The sequence below is a fragment of the Larsenimonas rhizosphaerae genome (genome assembly GCF_026240105.1).
Classification (GTDB): domain Bacteria; phylum Pseudomonadota; class Gammaproteobacteria; order Pseudomonadales; family Halomonadaceae; genus Larsenimonas; species Larsenimonas rhizosphaerae.
In genome coordinates, this window is record NZ_JAPIVE010000004.1 from 42,521 (window position 1) to 58,528 (window position 16,008).

At 58.7% G+C, this 16,008-nt stretch carries 15 protein-coding genes; 3 read left to right on the top strand and 12 right to left on the bottom strand.

Annotated features, from left to right (window positions below; all coding sequences use genetic code 11):
• The 12 genes from nuoM to OQ287_RS12845 form a co-directional block, all read right to left on the bottom strand.
• A complete protein-coding gene (gene nuoM / locus OQ287_RS12790; protein WP_265896694.1) occupies positions 1-1,530 on the bottom strand; it encodes an NADH-quinone oxidoreductase subunit M in 1,530 nt (509 codons plus the stop codon).
• A gap of 23 nt (positions 1,531-1,553) precedes the next feature.
• Positions 1,554-3,410, bottom strand: coding sequence for an NADH-quinone oxidoreductase subunit L (gene nuoL / locus OQ287_RS12795; RefSeq protein WP_265896695.1), 1,857 nt, complete (start codon positions 3,408-3,410; stop codon positions 1,554-1,556).
• Positions 3,407-3,715 (bottom strand): NADH-quinone oxidoreductase subunit NuoK, encoded by a 309-nt coding sequence (gene nuoK / locus OQ287_RS12800; protein ID WP_250938682.1) that lies wholly within the window; start codon positions 3,713-3,715, stop codon positions 3,407-3,409. The genes nuoL and nuoK overlap by 4 nt, the downstream gene beginning before the upstream one ends.
• Positions 3,712-4,272 (bottom strand): NADH-quinone oxidoreductase subunit J, encoded by a 561-nt coding sequence (gene nuoJ / locus OQ287_RS12805; RefSeq protein ID WP_250938680.1) that lies wholly within the window; start codon positions 4,270-4,272, stop codon positions 3,712-3,714. Before nuoJ ends, nuoK begins: the two co-directional genes overlap by 4 nt.
• Before the next feature lie 23 nt (positions 4,273-4,295).
• Entirely contained in the window at positions 4,296-4,835 is a 540-nt protein-coding gene (nuoI, locus tag OQ287_RS12810; protein ID WP_250938677.1) for an NADH-quinone oxidoreductase subunit NuoI, read from the bottom strand.
• Positions 4,836-4,848: 13 nt separating this feature from the next.
• On the bottom strand, positions 4,849-5,835 hold the full coding sequence (gene nuoH, locus OQ287_RS12815) for an NADH-quinone oxidoreductase subunit NuoH (protein WP_250938675.1): 987 nt from the start codon (positions 5,833-5,835) through the stop codon (positions 4,849-4,851).
• A complete protein-coding gene (nuoG, locus tag OQ287_RS12820) occupies positions 5,832-8,558 on the bottom strand; it encodes an NADH-quinone oxidoreductase subunit NuoG (RefSeq protein WP_265896696.1) in 2,727 nt (908 codons plus the stop codon). Before nuoG ends, nuoH begins: the two co-directional genes overlap by 4 nt.
• An 84-nt stretch (positions 8,559-8,642) precedes the next feature.
• A complete protein-coding gene (nuoF, locus tag OQ287_RS12825) occupies positions 8,643-10,001 on the bottom strand; it encodes an NADH-quinone oxidoreductase subunit NuoF (RefSeq protein ID WP_265896697.1) in 1,359 nt (452 codons plus the stop codon).
• Positions 9,998-10,510: an NADH-quinone oxidoreductase subunit NuoE gene (gene nuoE / locus OQ287_RS12830; protein WP_250938669.1), complete on the bottom strand. Its 513-nt coding sequence runs from the start codon at positions 10,508-10,510 to the stop codon at positions 9,998-10,000. Before nuoE ends, nuoF begins: the two co-directional genes overlap by 4 nt.
• Positions 10,511-10,525: 15 nt before the next feature.
• Entirely contained in the window at positions 10,526-12,301 is a 1,776-nt protein-coding gene (gene nuoC, locus OQ287_RS12835) for an NADH-quinone oxidoreductase subunit C/D (RefSeq protein ID WP_250938666.1), read from the bottom strand.
• Between the two features lie 29 nt (positions 12,302-12,330).
• A complete protein-coding gene (locus tag OQ287_RS12840; RefSeq protein ID WP_250938664.1) occupies positions 12,331-13,008 on the bottom strand; it encodes a NuoB/complex I 20 kDa subunit family protein in 678 nt (225 codons plus the stop codon).
• Between the two features lie 9 nt (positions 13,009-13,017).
• Complete coding sequence (locus tag OQ287_RS12845) at positions 13,018-13,416, bottom strand: NADH-quinone oxidoreductase subunit A (RefSeq protein ID WP_250938662.1); 399 nt, start codon at positions 13,414-13,416, stop codon at positions 13,018-13,020.
• A gap of 294 nt (positions 13,417-13,710) precedes the next feature.
• Between OQ287_RS12845 and thiD the strand changes: the two genes are divergently transcribed.
• From thiD to dtd, 3 genes are all read left to right on the top strand, one after another.
• Entirely contained in the window at positions 13,711-14,514 is an 804-nt protein-coding gene (gene thiD / locus OQ287_RS12850; protein WP_265896901.1) for a bifunctional hydroxymethylpyrimidine kinase/phosphomethylpyrimidine kinase, read from the top strand.
• 96 nt (positions 14,515-14,610) lie between these two features.
• A complete protein-coding gene (locus tag OQ287_RS12855; protein ID WP_250938660.1) occupies positions 14,611-15,468 on the top strand; it encodes a universal stress protein in 858 nt (285 codons plus the stop codon).
• Between the two features lie 34 nt (positions 15,469-15,502).
• Positions 15,503-15,940 (top strand): D-aminoacyl-tRNA deacylase, encoded by a 438-nt coding sequence (gene dtd / locus OQ287_RS12860; RefSeq protein ID WP_250938657.1) that lies wholly within the window; start codon positions 15,503-15,505, stop codon positions 15,938-15,940.
• The last annotated feature ends 68 nt before the right edge of the window (positions 15,941-16,008 follow it).

Consider the following 16,008-nt stretch of genomic DNA (forward strand, 5'->3'; position numbering starts at 1 on the left):
CTACAGTGTTGAAGACAAGGGAGTGGTGGCAGTCGCGACCCAGGTCTGGATCTCGCTCATGGCATGCTCGGTAACGCCCAGCAGCAACTGCGGGAAAAATCCGACAACCACCGTCAGCACAAACAGCAACAGCAGCATCAGATACTCGCGTGTATCCAGTCCCCGATAGGTAGCCTCGCTTTTGGCTGCGCCGAAGTACACACGCTGCATCAGGATCAACGAATAGATCGCGGCCAGCACCAGCCCGATACTTGCGACCACCACCACCCAGGGTTCCACCTCAAAGGCTCCGAACAAAATCAGGAATTCCCCGATGAAGTTGCCCGTTCCCGGCATACCGAGTGTCGCCATCACAAACACCAGCGCAAATCCCGGCAGAGCGCCCAGCTTGCCGAACAGACCGCCCATCTCGCGCATGTCCCGGGTGTGCAGCCGCTCGTACAGCTGACCGCTGATGATGAACAATCCCGCCGAGGAAAAGGCGTGAGCCACCATCAGGGCGATAACGCCCTGCAGGGCCAGCAGGCTATTGGAGAAGATCCCGATCAGAACAAATCCCATGTGTGAAATGCTCGAACAGGCAATCAGGCGCTTGATGTCCGTCTGGGAAAACGCCATGGCCGCACCGTAAAAGATGCCCACCAGCCCCAGCCCCATCGCTATCGGCGCAAACTGCATCGCCGCCTCGGGGAACATGGGCATCAGAAAGCGCAGCATGCCGTAGGCAGCCGTTTTCAAAAGGATTCCGGCCAGATCCACACTGCCGGCCGTAGGCGCCTGGGCATGCGCATCAGGCAGCCAGCCATGCAGTGGCACCACCGGCAGCTTGACGGCAAAGGCAATGAAAAAGCCCAGCATCAACAGCATGGCGACCGGCTCGGACAGGGTGGTGTCCTTCAGCGCCGCATAATCGAACGTAAATACGTCGGTCTGCAGGTAATGCATGAAGACCAGCCCCAGAATCGACACCAGCATCAACAGGCCCGACGCCTGGGTATAAATAAAGAACTTCATTGCCGCACGGACACGGGAATTTCCCTTCGATCCACTGTGTCCCCACAGAGCGATCAGGAAATACATCGGTACCAGCATCATTTCCCAGAAGAAGAAGAACAAAAATAGATCTACCGACAGGAAGATGCCGACCACAGCCCCGATGATCCACAGCAGGTTCAGGTGAAAAAAACCAACCCGCCGTGTAATTTCAGCCCAGGAACAGGTAACCGCCAGCACGCCCAGAAACCCGGTCAGCATGATCATGATCAGCGACAGGCCATCCAGGGCAAGATGAAAGCTGATGCCGAATCGATCGATCCAGGGCGCATGGAATTCAAGCACCCAGTTCGGAGTATCACCGATGACACCATCGAGCTGGTATTCGCCGTGCCACCACAGGCCAAGCGCAATACCAAGCTCCAGCAGCATGGTAATCAGCGCAATCACGCGGGGCGGTTTTACCCCGAAGCGTTCGGTCTGCCAGCACAGAAAGCCGCCGATAAACGGGATGAGTATGAGCAAAGGCAGGATCATGACGTTCACGTTTCCTTATGTCGTTATCCGAGGACCAGCAGCGCCAGCATGATGGTCGCCCCTGCGGTTATTGAACCGGCGTACCAGCGGATCCGACCGGTCTGACTGGCCGACAGTCCACGGTGAGCCTGCTTTGCAAGCCATGGCCAGATATTGACCAGCGCATTGATCCAATCCACCCGATGCAACCAGGCAATGGCCAGAAAGGGCTTTACAAACAGCATGTTGTAAAGCTGATCAAACGCGAAGGCATTATGAAGGAAATGCCAGCCCGTACGGCCGATGTCCGTTTTGACCAGCGCACTGACCAATCGACGACGCCCCAGAAACAGAGCTGCCGCGATACCCAGCCCCAGAATGGCCACGATGGAAGACACCACTTCCAGCACAAGTTGCAGCCCCTCGGCATCTCCCTCCGGCGATGCCGGCAGTACGCCGGCCAGTGGCGGATGAATGAAGGCACCGATAAAGGTCGACAGCACCAGCAATACGACCAGCGGTAGATGATGCGCCAGTCCGTGCGGAGCATGCGCCTTGGTTTTCTCCTCCCCGTGAAACACGATAAAGATCATGCGGAAGGTATAAACCGAGGTCAGGAACGCACCCATCAGGCCAAAGGCCCACAGCACTTCATGTCCGGAAGCGAACGACAGCCAGAGAATTTCATCCTTGGAGTAAAACCCGGCCGTGACCAGAGGCAGTGCCGCCAGCGCTGACCCGCCCACCAGAAAGCAGGCATAGGCCAGCTTGAGTGGTTTTCTCAACCCGCCCATTCTGAACATGTTCTGCTCGTGGTGGCAGGCGATGATCACCGACCCGGACGTCAGGAATAAAAGCGCCTTGAAGAAGGCATGAATCATCAGGTGAAAGATGGCCGCATCCCAGGCCTGAACACCCAACGCCAGGAACATGTAGCCGATCTGACTCATGGTCGAGTAGGCCAGAACCCGCTTGATATCGGTCTGCGCCAGAGCGGACAGCCCGGCAATCAGAAGCGTCAGCGCCCCGACAATGCCCACCAGACCCAGCGTCATCGGTGCCAGCTCGAAAATCACATGCGTCCGGGCAATCAGATAGACCCCGGCCGTCACCATCGTGGCAGCGTGAATCAAGGCCGATACCGGCGTCGGACCGGCCATCGCATCGGCAAGCCAGGTCTGCAGTGGCAACTGGGCTGATTTGCCCACCGCGCCGCCCAGCAGCATCAATGCTGCCAGCTCCGCCATCATGTCGCCCTTGCTCCAGGCTTCCGGCGCCAAAGCCAGCAACGTCTGGATATCCAGCGTCTGGAACCGGGCATACAAGATGAACATGCCGATGGCGAGAAACACATCCCCCACCCGCGTCACGATAAACGCCTTGAACGCCGCCCTAGCATTGTCCAGGTCACGGTAGTAATACCCGATCAGTAGATAGCTGCACAGGCCAACCCCTTCCCAGCCCAGATACAACAGCATCAGATTGTCCGCCAGCACCAGCAGCAGCATGCTGAACACGAACAGATTCATGTAGGCAAAGAAGCGGGTATAGAGATAGCCGGTGGCGTCCTTCAGATCTTCGGTCATGTACCAGGACGCAAACAAATGAATCAGAAAGCCGACGCCGGTAATCACACCCAGCATCGTAATCGTCAGACCGTCGACATAGAGGGAAAAACGCGGCGTGAAATCGCCAACGGAGATCCACTGCCAGAGCGTCACGGTGACCGGCGTGTGATCACCCCCAAGGTATGTCACGGCGATAACGGCGACAGACAGCGCAGACAGGGCAATTGAGCCCACACCAATCAGCGCCGCCAGACGCTGGGGCATGCCCCGCAGAAATGCCAGCAGCAGCGCCCCCACCAGCGGACAGATAAAGACCAGAGGAAGTAACGTCATCCTTTCATCTCGCTTACCTGGTCAATATCCAGGGTCCTGAAGCGGCGGTATAGTTGAATCAGCAGGGCAAGACCGATGCTGGCTTCAGCGGCAGCCAGCGTAATCACCATGATGAACATGATCTGGCCGTCCGGCTGCTGCCAGCGCGTGCCACCGACAATAAACGCCAGCGCGGCGGCATTCATCATGATCTCCAGGCACATCAACACAAACAGCATGTTGCGACGGACCATAAGACCGGCCAAACCGATTACAAACAGGATCGAGGCCAGCACAAGGCCATGTTCGACGGGTAATCCGTTCATCGTGTCCCCCGGTGATCATGTGAAAGGCGCTGTTTGGGCTCATTCATCTCGCGGGTCGGCCGCATCGAGTCATCCCGGCCCAGATGATAGGCCGTAATTACACCAGCCAGCAGCAGCATGGAGGCCAGCTCGACCATCAGTACATATGGGCCATAAAGCGCCTTGCCCACCATCTTGGCGTCAATCAGCTCACCGGTAATCATGCCTGTTCCCGGACTTTCAAACAGCGCCACCAGCATCACGATCAACATCACGGCCACCATCACCGAGGGCCCAACCCACATCCTGGGATTGAACCAGCTTTTTTCCTGTTCAACGGATGCCTGCCCCAGATTGAGCATCATCACGACAAAGACAAAAAGCACCATGATGGCACCGGCATAAACGATGATTTCAAGCACGCCGGCGAAGGGGGCTCCCAGAGCAAAGAACACCATGGCGACCGCAATCAGCGAGACGATCAGATACAAAAGCGCATGCACGGCATTGATGCTGGTGACGACCCTGAGTGTCGACAGCACCGCTACGGCCGCCGCAATATAAAAGGCATATTCCACGGGCTAGTTTCCTTGGTCTGTGATCACGGCAACAATGATTTGACGTCAATGGGCTCAGCCTCGTTTTGCGCCTCACCCTTGCCCTTGCCGGCAATTTCCATCCCGGCAACCCGGTAGAAATTATAGTTATGATCCTTGCCGGGCCCTGATATCAGCAGATCTTCCTTCTCGTAGACCAGCTCCTGACGGTTGTACTCACCCAACTCGAAATCAGGCGTCAACTGGATCGCCGAGGTAGGGCAGGCCTCCTCGCACAGACCACAGAAAATGCAGCGCGAGAAATTGATGCGGAAAAACTCGGGGTACCACCGCCCATCCTCCTTCTCTCCCTTCTGCAGGGAAATACAGCCTACCGGGCAGGCTACCGCGCACAGGTTGCAGGCAACGCAGCGCTCCTCACCGTCCGGGTCACGGGTCAGTACGATGCGCCCACGGTAACGAGGGGGCAGATACACCGGCTCTTCCGGGTACTGAAGCGTTTCGCGCTTGCGAAACCCATGCATAAAGACCATGCCGAGCGTGCGCAGCTGCGACCAGGTCCCGGCAAGTACTTTCATGATCATGCCGTGTCCCCCCTTACGATGTGGCCGGGGCGTTGAGAAGAATCACCGCTCCGGTCACGAGTAGATTGATCAACGTCAGTGGCAGGCAGAATTTCCAGCCAAAGCTCATGACACGGTCATAACGCGGACGCGGCAGCGCGGCCCTGAACAGGACAAACAACATGATGAAAAAGCCGGTCTTGAGCAAAAACCACACGATGGGCGGCAACCACGGCCCCGTCCAGCCACCGAAGAACAGCGTGGCGATCAGCGCCGAAATCAGCACCACACCGATGTATTCCCCGACGAAAAACATGCCCCATTTCATGCCGGAGTATTCGATATGATACCCATCGGACAGCTCCTGCTCGGCTTCAGGCTGGTCAAACGGAGAGCGGTGCGTGACTGCCACACCGGCAATCAGAAAGGTACAAAATCCGAAGAACTGAGGGATGATATTCCACATGTCCGCCTGAGCGGTGACGATATCGCGCATGTTGAAAGTACCGGCCATGGCCACTACCCCCATCAATGAAAGCCCCATGAACACTTCATAGGACAGCGTCTGCGCCGATGCACGCAAGGCACCCAGCAGGGCGTACTTGTTGGCGCTGGCATAACCGGCGAACAGCACTGCATAAACGTTCACCCCGGCCATGGCAAAGAAGAACAGCAGGCCCACATTCAGGTCAGCGACGCCCCAGCCCGGCGTAATCGGAATAATCATGAACGACAACAGAAGTGATGCCATCGCGATGACCGGCGCCAGCGTAAAGATTTTCCTGTCGGCAAAGACTGGAATCCAGTCTTCCTTGAAGAACATCTTCAGCATGTCGGCAGCCAGCTGCAGGGAGCCGAAAGGGCCAACCCGGTTCGGGCCATATCGGTCCTGCCACCACCCAAGCAGCCGGCGCTCGACAAAACTCAACAGCGCCCCGGATACCACCGCCGCCAACAGGATGACGATGGCCTGAACAACAGCAATGACGGTATCGATCACCGTAGGCGTCAGCCAGCTCATGCGCGGCCCTCCTGCGTCAGCGTTACGCGCGTGGCAAAGTCGATCCCGGCCGGTACGCCGGGCAGTCCGACCGGCAGGCCGGCGACACCATCGGGCAGGTCACGGCTGACGCGTACCGGCAGCGAAAAGCGCACGCTGTCCAGCTGAACCGTCATCAAACTGCCCTGCTCGACCGCCAGATCCCTGAGGCCGGCGGCATTGACCGCCACAAACGCCTCCACCATACGCTCCTGAATGGGTTCGGCCCGTGCCGACATCGGATCACTGCCGAACAGCTGGTGCAGGGGCGTCAACTGCCATTCCCCTGCCTCACGCCGGCGCGCCGGCGCAGCCGGCGTAAAATATGCGAGCCCGGCATCAGGCTGGTGCGTAATGAGCCGAATACCCGGATCCCCAGCGGTCAGATGGCCGCCCACCTCGTCCTGAAACTTGTTCCAGGCCTGAGGAGAGTTCCAGCCCGGCGCCCAGGCAAAGGGGACTTCGCCACGCGGCTCGGCATACCCGCTATACCCCTCCATCGAGAAAGCCAGGGCCGTATCTCTATCCTGGGGCGTGCGCGGTTCATGCACACTGATATTGGCGCGCATGGCCGTACGGCCGCTGGAGCGATGAGGCATCCGGGCAATCTTCTGCCCCTTGATCCGAAACGAAGCGCTGGGGGCTGCGCTTTCAATGCCCTCAAACTGAGGCAACGCCTTCGCACAGTGCAGGGTGACCTCATCGAGCTGAGTCCAGTCCACATCACGCCGTTCACGCGTGGTATGCAACGCATGCAGCCAGCGCCAGCTTTCATGGGTCAGATCGCCCGGACGGTAATAATCCGGCTGGTATACCTGGAAGAAGCGCTGGGCGCGGCCTTCATGGTTGACGAGGGTGCCGTCGGCTTCTGCAAAGGAGGCTGCCGGCAGGCCGATATCTGCGCGCTCAAAGGTCTCGGTGCGCTGGTGATCCATCACCACCAGGGTGGCCGCCTGACCCAGCGCCTGATCAACAGCAGCTCGCGGCAACCGCTGGTAGAGGTCATTCTCGACCACGATCAGCGTGGTATCGCCGTCAACGCTGGCCAGCGCGTCTTCAAGCGACAACCCACCCATCATTGCCAGGCCTGTGCTGTTGGCTTCACCGCTGATCAGTCGAAGTGATGCCTGCTTGTCACGATGTCGAAGGGCGCGGGCCAGGTTGGCTGTGGCCTCAAGAACGGCCACGGATTCAAGGCTACCCCCCGACACAAGCAGGGGCCGTCTGGACTGGTCGATGACATCCACCAACTGCGAGATCAGTGCCTGTTCGGCCTCCGTGAGAGAGTCGACCGCTGGCGCATTACCGTCCAGTCCGTGAGCGAGGGCACATCCCAGCCGCGCAATCTGGTCTGCCGTGCCGCGGAAGGTCTGGACCGCAATATCATCCAGCCTGGTTTCAGCAGGTGTGGCCACAAATACCGGCAACTTGCGCCCCTGAGCCAGGGTTTCAGCGGCGTTGTAATTCCATTCGGGGATCTTGTTGGCATGCGCAAGCTCCGTACGCTTGCCATTGGCCACCTGACGCACGGCCAGCGCCTCACGGGCTGCTGTCTGGGTCAGGTCTTCCCCCAGAATGATAACGGCGTCGTGCTCTTCGACTTCGCGAAGCGAGGGCGTCGGAAGTGCCCCCTCCTTCAGAATGCGGTACATCAGCTGCTGCCGTTCGAGCTCGGCACGCGGCATACCTACGGAAAAGTGTTCGGCACCCACCAGCTCACGAAGCGCATAATTACTTTCGAGGCTGGCTCGTGGCGAACCAATACCGATGGTACGCGAGGACTGCCGAAGCCGGTCAGCACCGGTATCAAGGGCATGATCCACTGACACCTGACGGACGGCACTACTATCCCGCACTTCAGGCTGGCGAGGACGGTCTTCCCGGTTGACATAGCCATACCCGAACCGGCCGCGATCACACAGAAAGTAGTGGTTAACGTCGCCGTTGTACCGGTTTTCTATCCGCCGCACTTCACCATAGCGCTCTCCCGGGCTGATATTGCAGCCGCTCGAGCACTGGTGGCAGATGCTTGGCGCAAACTGCATGTCCCATTTACGGGTGTAGTGATCAGAGTGAGTGCGGTCGGTAAACACGCCTGTCGGGCATACTTCCGTCAGATTGCCGGCAAACTCGCTTTCAAGCACCCCTTCGGTGGTTCGCCCGAAGTAGATATTGTTGTGCGCCCCGAAGGCCCCCAGATCCTCGCCGCCGGCGTAATCCTGATAAAACCGGACGCAGCGATAGCATGTGATGCACCGGTTCATCTCATGGGCAATGAACGGCCCAAGATACTGGTTCTTGTGGGTACGCTTGTTGAAGCGATAACGACGGGTATCGTGACCGGTCATGACCGTCATGTCCTGGAGGTGGCAATGCCCCCCCTCCTCGCATACCGGACAGTCATGCGGGTGGTTGGCCATCAGCCACTCCACCACACTGGCACGAAACTCCCTTGCCTCGTCATCCTCGATCGAGATGTAGCTGTCGTCCGAAATCGGCGCCATGCAGGACATTACCAGCGTGCCCCGCGTGTCGTCGGCATCCTTGTACTGCTTGACGGCGCACTGGCGGCAGGCCCCGACGCTGCCAAGCGCGGGATGCCAGCAGAAATAGGGGATATCAAGCCCCAGCGAGAGACAGGCGTGCAGCAGGTTATCGCTGCCGTCTACCTCATACTTCTTGCCGTCGACATGAATGGTTGCCATGGCGTGTTATTCCCATCCTCATGCCCGGCGTACCGGGCGGCTCAAGTCAAAAAACGGTCTGCCCTTGCGGGCGGCATAACCGGCTTATACGGATCCCACCGGAATCGGCTCACCGTGCGCTTCCCGCTTCGGGTGGTTGATGCCTTGTTCGAATTCGTCACGGAAATACTGAATGGCACTGCCCAACGGCTCGATGGCCCCCGGTGCGTGCGCGCAGAAGGTTTTTCCCGGCCCCAGCTTGCCGGTCAGCTCCTCGAGTATCTCGATATCGCCCTGCTCACCCTCGCCACGCTCCAGCGAGCGCAGGATGCGAACGGTCCAGGGCAGACCATCACGGCATGGAGTGCACCAGCCACAGGACTCGCGGGCAAAGAACTCTTCCATGTTTCTGAGCAGTGACACCATGCTGACGGTGTGATCGATCGCCAGGGAAAGCCCCGTTCCCATCCGCGTACCGACTTCACCGATGCCGTTGGAGCACATTTGCGCCGACAGATGTTCCGGCAGCAAGAAGCCGGTGCCGGCACCACCGGGTTGCCAGGCCTTCAACTGATAACCGGACTTCATGCCCTGGGCGTAGTCTTCGAAAATCTCACGGGCCGTCGTGCCCAGCGGCAGTTCCCAGAGCCCCGGGTTATTGACCTGCCCCGTGAAGCCGAACAGTTTGGTACCGCCGTCATCACTGCCTTCAAGCGCCAGGCCCAGATACCAGTTCTTGCCGTTGGCAAGAATCGAGGGCGCATTGCACAGGGTTTCAACGTTATTGACGACCGTGGGCTTGCCCCAGGCCCCACTCTGGCCGGGAAAGGGCGGCTTGGAACGCGGATTGGCACGCCGACCTTCCAGCGAATTGATCAGCGCGGTTTCCTCACCACAGATATAGCGACCGGCGCCGGTATGCAGAAAGATATCAAAGTCAAAGTCGCTGCCCAGCACGTGAGTGCCCAGAATCCCGGCCTCACGCGCCTCGACCAGCGCCTCCTCCAGACTTCTGGCGGCATCGACATATTCACCGCGCAGGAAGATGTACCCTCGGAAGGAGTTGTTGGCGAGCGCCGAGATGATCATGCCCTCGATCAGCAGATGGGGCAGCTGCTCCATCAACATGCGATCCTTGTAGGTGTTGGGCTCCATTTCATCGGCGTTGCAGACCACATAGCCCCGGGGCATTTCTTCGCCCCTGGCCGTCAGGCTCCATTTAACCCCGGCAGGAAAGCCGGCGCCGCCGCGCCCCTTGAGGCCTGCTTCCTTGACCAGTCCGGCGATATCATCAGCCTTCATGTCGAGCGCCTTGCGCGCGCCCTCGTAACCATCCTTGTTTCGGTATTCATCCAGGCCGACCACGGCACCGTCATCACGCAAACGCCAGGTCAGCGGATGGGTTTCAGCTGCACGTGGCATGGCATTGATGGTGCCGAATGAGGCAAAGGGGCTCGCACTCATGAGTATTCCTCCAGCAGGCGCATGACGTTGTCCGGGCTGACCGGGCCATGGATGTGCTCATCAACCATCATGGCCGGGCCCTTGTCGCAGTTGCCCAGACAGCACACCGGCAACAGCGTGAAACGCCCGTCGGCAGTGGTTTGGCCAGGGGAAATACCCAAAGCGTCCTTCAGGGTTTCGCGCACCGATTCGTAACCGTTGATGTAGCAGGTCATGCTGTCGCACAGCAAAATCACGTGGCGCCCCACTGGTTGACGGAAAATCAGGCTGTAAAAGGTCGCCACCCCTTCAACGTCGCTGGACGAGATTCCCAGCACATCGCTGATGGCATAGATGGCCCCGTCGGGCACCCAGCCATGACGCTTCTGCACGATCTTGAGTGCACCGATCGAGGCCGCACGCGGATTCTCGTAATGCGACATTTCGTGCTCGATGGCGTGACGATCATCGTCATGCAGCACAAAGTCGCTGCCGGGCCGGTCGGTAAATATCAGGCTGTCTTTGTTCATTGGCTGGTCCATGACTTAACGATCCACATCCGCCATCACGAAATCGATGCTGCCCAGATGCGCAATCAAATCCGGGACAAAGCCCCCCCGCATGACCGCCGGGATCTGCTGAAGGTGCGGGTAACTGGGGGTTCTGATTCGAGTGCGATAGCTCATGGTGCTGCCATCGCTGGTAAGGTAATAACTATTGATCCCCTTGGTGGCCTCGATCATCTGCATGGATTCGTTGGGCTTGAGTACCGGCCCCCAGGAAACCTGCAGAAAGTGGGTAATCAGCGTCTCGATATGCTGCAGCATCTTTTCGCGCGGCGGCGGCGTTGTCAGCGGATGATCCGCCTTGTAGGCACCGGCAGGCATATGCTCCATGCACTGACGAATGATGCGAAGGCTCTGGCGCATCTCCTCGATCCGCAACATGCCACGATCAAAGACATCACCATTGCTGGCCAGGGGCACATCGAAGTCGAATTTTTCGTAACCACTGTAGGGGCGCTTCTTGCGCAGATCGAAATCCACTCCGGTCGCACGCAGGTTCGGACCGGTCACACCCCACTCAAAGGCTTCCCTTGAGGTATAGGCGGCCACATCCCGGGTACGTTCGCGCACGATGGCGTTATCCATCATGGCCCGCTCATATTCATCGAGCCGGGCCGGCATCCAGTCGATAAAGCCACGGATCAGACGATCCCAGCCATTGGGCAGGTCATGAGCTACGCCACCGATACGGTACCAGGCCGGGTGCATGCGAAACCCGGTAATGGCCTCGATGACCTCATAGGCCTTCTGACGATCGGTAAAGGCGTAGAAGACAGGCGACATGGCCCCCAGATCCTGCAGGAATGTTCCCAGAAACAGCAGGTGAGAGTTGATGCGGAACATCTCGGCCATCATGACCCGAATAAACTCGGCCCGGGGCGTTACGGTAATGCCGGCCAGCTTTTCGACCGCCAGCACATAGGGCAGGTTATTCATGACCCCACCGGTATAATCGATGCGGTCGGTATAAGGAATAAAGCTGTGCCAGGACTGACGCTCGGCCATTTTCTCGGCGCCGCGGTGGTGATACCCGATATCCGGCACGCAATCGAGAATTTCCTCGCCATCCAGCTGCAGTACGATACGGAAAGCCCCGTGAGCTGAAGGGTGGTTCGGCCCCAGATTCAGAAACATGAAATCGGCATCGTCAGTACGACGTTTCATGCCCCAGGCTTCCGGATCGAATTTCAGGGCTTCCTGCGCCTGATCCTGCCCCTCCATCGTCATGCTGTAGGGGTCGAATTCAGTCGCTCTGGCCGGATAATCCTTTCTCAGCGGATGGCCGTTCCAGGTCGACGGCATCAGGATGCGGGTCATGTGCGGATGCCCGCTGAAATCGATGCCGAACATGTCAAACACTTCCCGCTCGTACCAGTTGGCATTGGGGTAGTGCCTGACGATGCTGGGAATTACCAGATCCCGCTCCGACAATGCCACCTTGACCATGATGTCGCTGTTGCGCTCCAGCGACATCAACTGGTAGAACACGGTGAAATCCGCATCCGGCAGCCCGTCACGGTGAGTACGAAGACGCTCGTCCACACCGTGCAGGTCGTACAGCATCACGTAGGGCTGACGCACGCCCTTGAGAAACTGCATCACCTCTTCGAGCCGCTCACGCGCCACCCACACTACCGGCATGGCTGTTCGAGTCACCTGAAAGGTCAGGGCATCCGGCCCGAAAAAGGCCAGTAGTTCTTCTTCAATCGCCCAGGACGACTGAGCGCCGGCGGGCTGTGCATTTTCCACGGTCATGAGCGGTCCGTTATCAAGAGCAGTCAGGGTTAAATCTGGTCAGGGGTGCGAAGTTCCGTCACGGCGATGCGCTCGGCACGATGCTTTTCTCGCTGCGACGGCATTTCGGCGCGATACACGCCCTGGTCTCCTACCACCCACGACAATGGGCGGCGCTCTTCCTGGATCGAATCCTGTAACAGCTGAAGCCCCTGCAGAAAGGCTTCGGGACGTGGCGGACAGCCGGGGATATAGACATCCACCGGCAGGAACTTGTCTACGCCCTGTACGACAGAGTAGATGTCGTACATTCCGCCGGAGTTGGCGCAGGACCCCATGGAAATGACCCATTTGGGCTCCAGCATCTGGTCATAGAGCTGCTGGATTACCGGAGCCATCTTGATGAAGCAGGTGCCGGCAATCACCATGAAATCAGCCTGACGCGGAGAAGCGCGAATGACTTCGGCACCAAACCGGGCAACATCATGAGGTGCCGTAAAGGCAGTCGTCATCTCGACATAACAGCACGACAACCCGAAATTGTAGGGCCACAGCGAGTTCTTTCGTCCCCAGTTGACCGCGGAGTGCATCACATCCTCAAGCTTGCCCATGAAGACATTCTTGTGAACCTGCTGCTTCATGGGGTCATCGACGATGCGACGTTCCCCGGCCGGATACTGGGTTGTTTCGGGCGCGTTCGGATCGATACGCGTCAGTTTGTATTGCATGGAGAAACCTCAGGACGAGGTCTTGATCTCCTTGGCGCGTTTGATGGGCGCCCAATCAAGCGCGCCCACACGACTCAGGTAGATCAGACCGGCCAATAACACAACGATGAAAATGAAGGCTTCGACAAAGCCGGTCCAGCCGCTTTCACGCACGGTGACCGCCCAGGCGAATAGAAAGAGGGCTTCGACGTCGAAGATGACGAACAGCATCGCAACCATGTAGAACTTGACGGAAAAGCGCTGGTGCGCGCTTCCCACCGGTACGATACCGGATTCAAAGGGTGTGTTTTTCTGATGCCCCCAGGCGCGCCCGCCAAGGAGACTGGCCAGTCCGACCATGAAGGCACACAGCCCGAAAACAGCGACGACAAAAATCGCTACCGACCAATGCTGTGCAATCTGCTCCATGCCTGTTCTCACTCATCAATGAAGGTGTGGGGCGCGGCGGTCAGGCCGTGCGGACTAGTCACAATGTATTTATTATGTGCGCTTTTTCGCTGGCAAGCGCCCTGGTACCTTCAAGGTAGACGATTACCGCACAGTCATGCCAAGCCCGTTTCCGGAATTGAAAAAACCTGGTTAAATCTTAACGCGCTGAATATTCGGTCATACTAAACGACGCGGCATATCAAAATCCACAATTGGGCGAATTCCTTCCTGAAGGGGCCTGCCAGACAGCCAGTACAAAAAAGGAACATAGTGATCGTGGCCATTCCCAGACTCCTGTCCATCGCAGGCACGGACCCAAGCGGCGGCGCCGGTATGCACGCTGACATGAAAACCTTTTCGGCCCTGGGCGGCTACGCCACCAGCGCCATCACCTCCATCGTGGCCCAGAATACCTGCGGTGTACGCGAGGTATATCCCCTGCCCCTGGCGGCTCTGGAAGCGCAGCTTCGTGCCGTGTTTGATGATATCGAGATCGACGCCATCAAGATCGGGATGGTGGCTGACCGGGATACGGCCCAGTGCATTCGGCGCCTGATACTGGAGTACGCTCCACGCCATGTCGTGCTGGACCCGGTCATGGTAGCCAAAAGCGGTGACCGGCTGGTCGACGCCGGCGCCGTGGCAGCAGTATGCGAACTGCTGGTGCCCCTGGCAGATATTGTTACCCCCAACCTGCCGGAAGCCGCTGAACTGCTCGGTACGAACATCCCCGATTCACGCGATGCCATGATGGCCATGTGCGATGACCTGCGCGGCCTGCAGTCTTCCCACGTTCTCCTCAAGGGAGGCTTTCTGGCTGACAGCACCTGTGCCGATCTGCTTATTTCCGCGCAGGACACCGAGTGGCTGGAAGCACCGCGCATCGCAACACGCCACCTGCACGGTACCGGGTGTACGCTCTCGTCAGCCATTGCGGCATTGCTGCCCCAACATGCCACCCTGCCGGCCGCCGTCAGGGCTGCCAAGGTCTACATGACGCGAAGTCTGGAAGAAGCCGATCGTCTGGGGGTAGGAAAGGGACAGGGGCCGGTACATCATTTTCATGCCTGGTGGTAAAACAAAGGCCCCAATTCATCCACGGGGCTGTTGAATATTCATCCCGCCCAGCCATACTGAGCACACCTGCCACCCTTCCTCTTCTGGAGGCTCGTCATGACACAAACGCTGCTGCTTGCGACGGACCTGTCCAACGAGTGTCGCGCAGCGTTTTCCCGCGCGGTACTGCTGGCCAATGAGCACCACGCCCGGCTGAACATTCTGCATGTACTTGACCCCTTTCTTCCCAGAGCGGCGCTGCGCGAGCTGGAAAAGGCGGTCAGTCGTGAAATCGAACAACTGCTGATAGATACCTGTGAATCGCTGGGCTCGCCAAGACCCAATACCATGATTCAGGTAGTAACCGGCACGCCCTACGCCGAGATCATTCGCGAGGTCTACGAGCAAAAGGCCGATCTGGCCATTCTTGGCAGCCACCGCAAGCATCATCAGCAGGATCTCGTGACGGGCACGACGGTATCCCGCGTCATGCGCCGTGCACCCTGCCCGGTACTGAGCATTTCTCACAGCACCAAACGCAACTGGCAGGACGTACTGGTCCCCATCGACTTCTCGCTGGCATCGCGCCACACTCTCAAGGAAGTCCTGCTGCGCTTTCCCGACATTCGGCTGACCCTGTTGCACGTCTGGGACATGCCTGCCTCCAGAGAACTGGCAAGTGACCCCGGCTATGCACGCTGGCGCAATGAGGAACGCACCAAACTGCGCCAGCAGCTGGAGTTTGAAACCGAACGTTTCATGGCCGATATCGACGATGTACCGGACCTTGAACTGGTGCTTGAGCAGGGGGATCCGACGGAAGTGCTGATCCAGCGAGTACGCGACCAGCCACCCGATCTGCTGGCGCTGGGGAGTCATGGACGCATCGGCATCGGCCGCCGCACGGCGGGCAGCCTGCTGGAGCGACTGCTGTCTGAAACCCGCTGCGACATCATGCTGTGCCGCACCTGGTAAGATGCCCACTGGTTTCACACCACAAGGATGATGAATGAAAGCCCTGATTCAACGGGTCAGTCATGCCGCAGTGCATATCGATGGCACCTGTGTCGGCGATATCGGCCCGGGGCTGCTGGCGCTGATAGGCATCGAGCGTGACGATACCCCAGAGCGCGCCGAGCGGTTACTGAACAAGCTGCTGGGGTATCGCATTTTCAACGATGATGATGGCCGCATGAATCTCGGCCTTGGGGCGACCGGTGGCGGGCTGCTGCTGGTCTCCCAGTTCACGCTGGTGGCCGATACGCGCAAGGGCCTGCGTCCCGGCTTCTCATCCGGCGCCTCCCCGGCGGTGGGCGAAGAACTGTTCAATACCCTGGTTACCCTGGCTCGCGAACGACACGCGCCGGTCGAGACCGGACGGTTTGGTGCCGACATGCAGATATCACTGACCAATGACGGCCCGGTCACCTTTTTGCTGGAGGCCTGACCCCGTTTTTATATTGCACCGCAACATAAACTTTCCTAGGCTGGAATAAAATCACGTTCACCCCGCAG

Bases quoted from the DNA above. Each gene is read 5' to 3' on its own strand.
- nuoM (WP_265896694.1), bottom strand. From the start codon at position 1,530: ATGATCCTGCCTTTGCTCATACTCATCCCGTTTATCGGCGGCTTTCTG.
- nuoL (WP_265896695.1), bottom strand. From the start codon at position 3,410: ATGACGTTACTTCCTCTGGTCTTTATCTGTCCGCTGGTGGGGGCGCTG.
- nuoK (WP_250938682.1), bottom strand. From the start codon at position 3,715: ATGAACGGATTACCCGTCGAACATGGCCTTGTGCTGGCCTCGATCCTG.
- nuoI (WP_250938677.1), bottom strand. From the start codon at position 4,835: ATGATCATGAAAGTACTTGCCGGGACCTGGTCGCAGCTGCGCACGCTC.
- nuoH (WP_250938675.1), bottom strand. From the start codon at position 5,835: ATGAGCTGGCTGACGCCTACGGTGATCGATACCGTCATTGCTGTTGTT.
- nuoG (WP_265896696.1), bottom strand. From the start codon at position 8,558: ATGGCAACCATTCATGTCGACGGCAAGAAGTATGAGGTAGACGGCAGC.
- nuoF (WP_265896697.1), bottom strand. From the start codon at position 10,001: ATGAGTGCGAGCCCCTTTGCCTCATTCGGCACCATCAATGCCATGCCA.
- nuoE (WP_250938669.1), bottom strand. From the start codon at position 10,510: ATGAACAAAGACAGCCTGATATTTACCGACCGGCCCGGCAGCGACTTT.
- nuoC (WP_250938666.1), bottom strand. From the start codon at position 12,301: ATGACCGTGGAAAATGCACAGCCCGCCGGCGCTCAGTCGTCCTGGGCG.
- OQ287_RS12840 (WP_250938664.1), bottom strand. From the start codon at position 13,008: ATGCAATACAAACTGACGCGTATCGATCCGAACGCGCCCGAAACAACC.
- OQ287_RS12845 (WP_250938662.1), bottom strand. From the start codon at position 13,416: ATGGAGCAGATTGCACAGCATTGGTCGGTAGCGATTTTTGTCGTCGCT.
- OQ287_RS12855 (WP_250938660.1), top strand. From the start codon at position 14,611: ATGACACAAACGCTGCTGCTTGCGACGGACCTGTCCAACGAGTGTCGC.
- dtd (WP_250938657.1), top strand. From the start codon at position 15,503: ATGAAAGCCCTGATTCAACGGGTCAGTCATGCCGCAGTGCATATCGAT.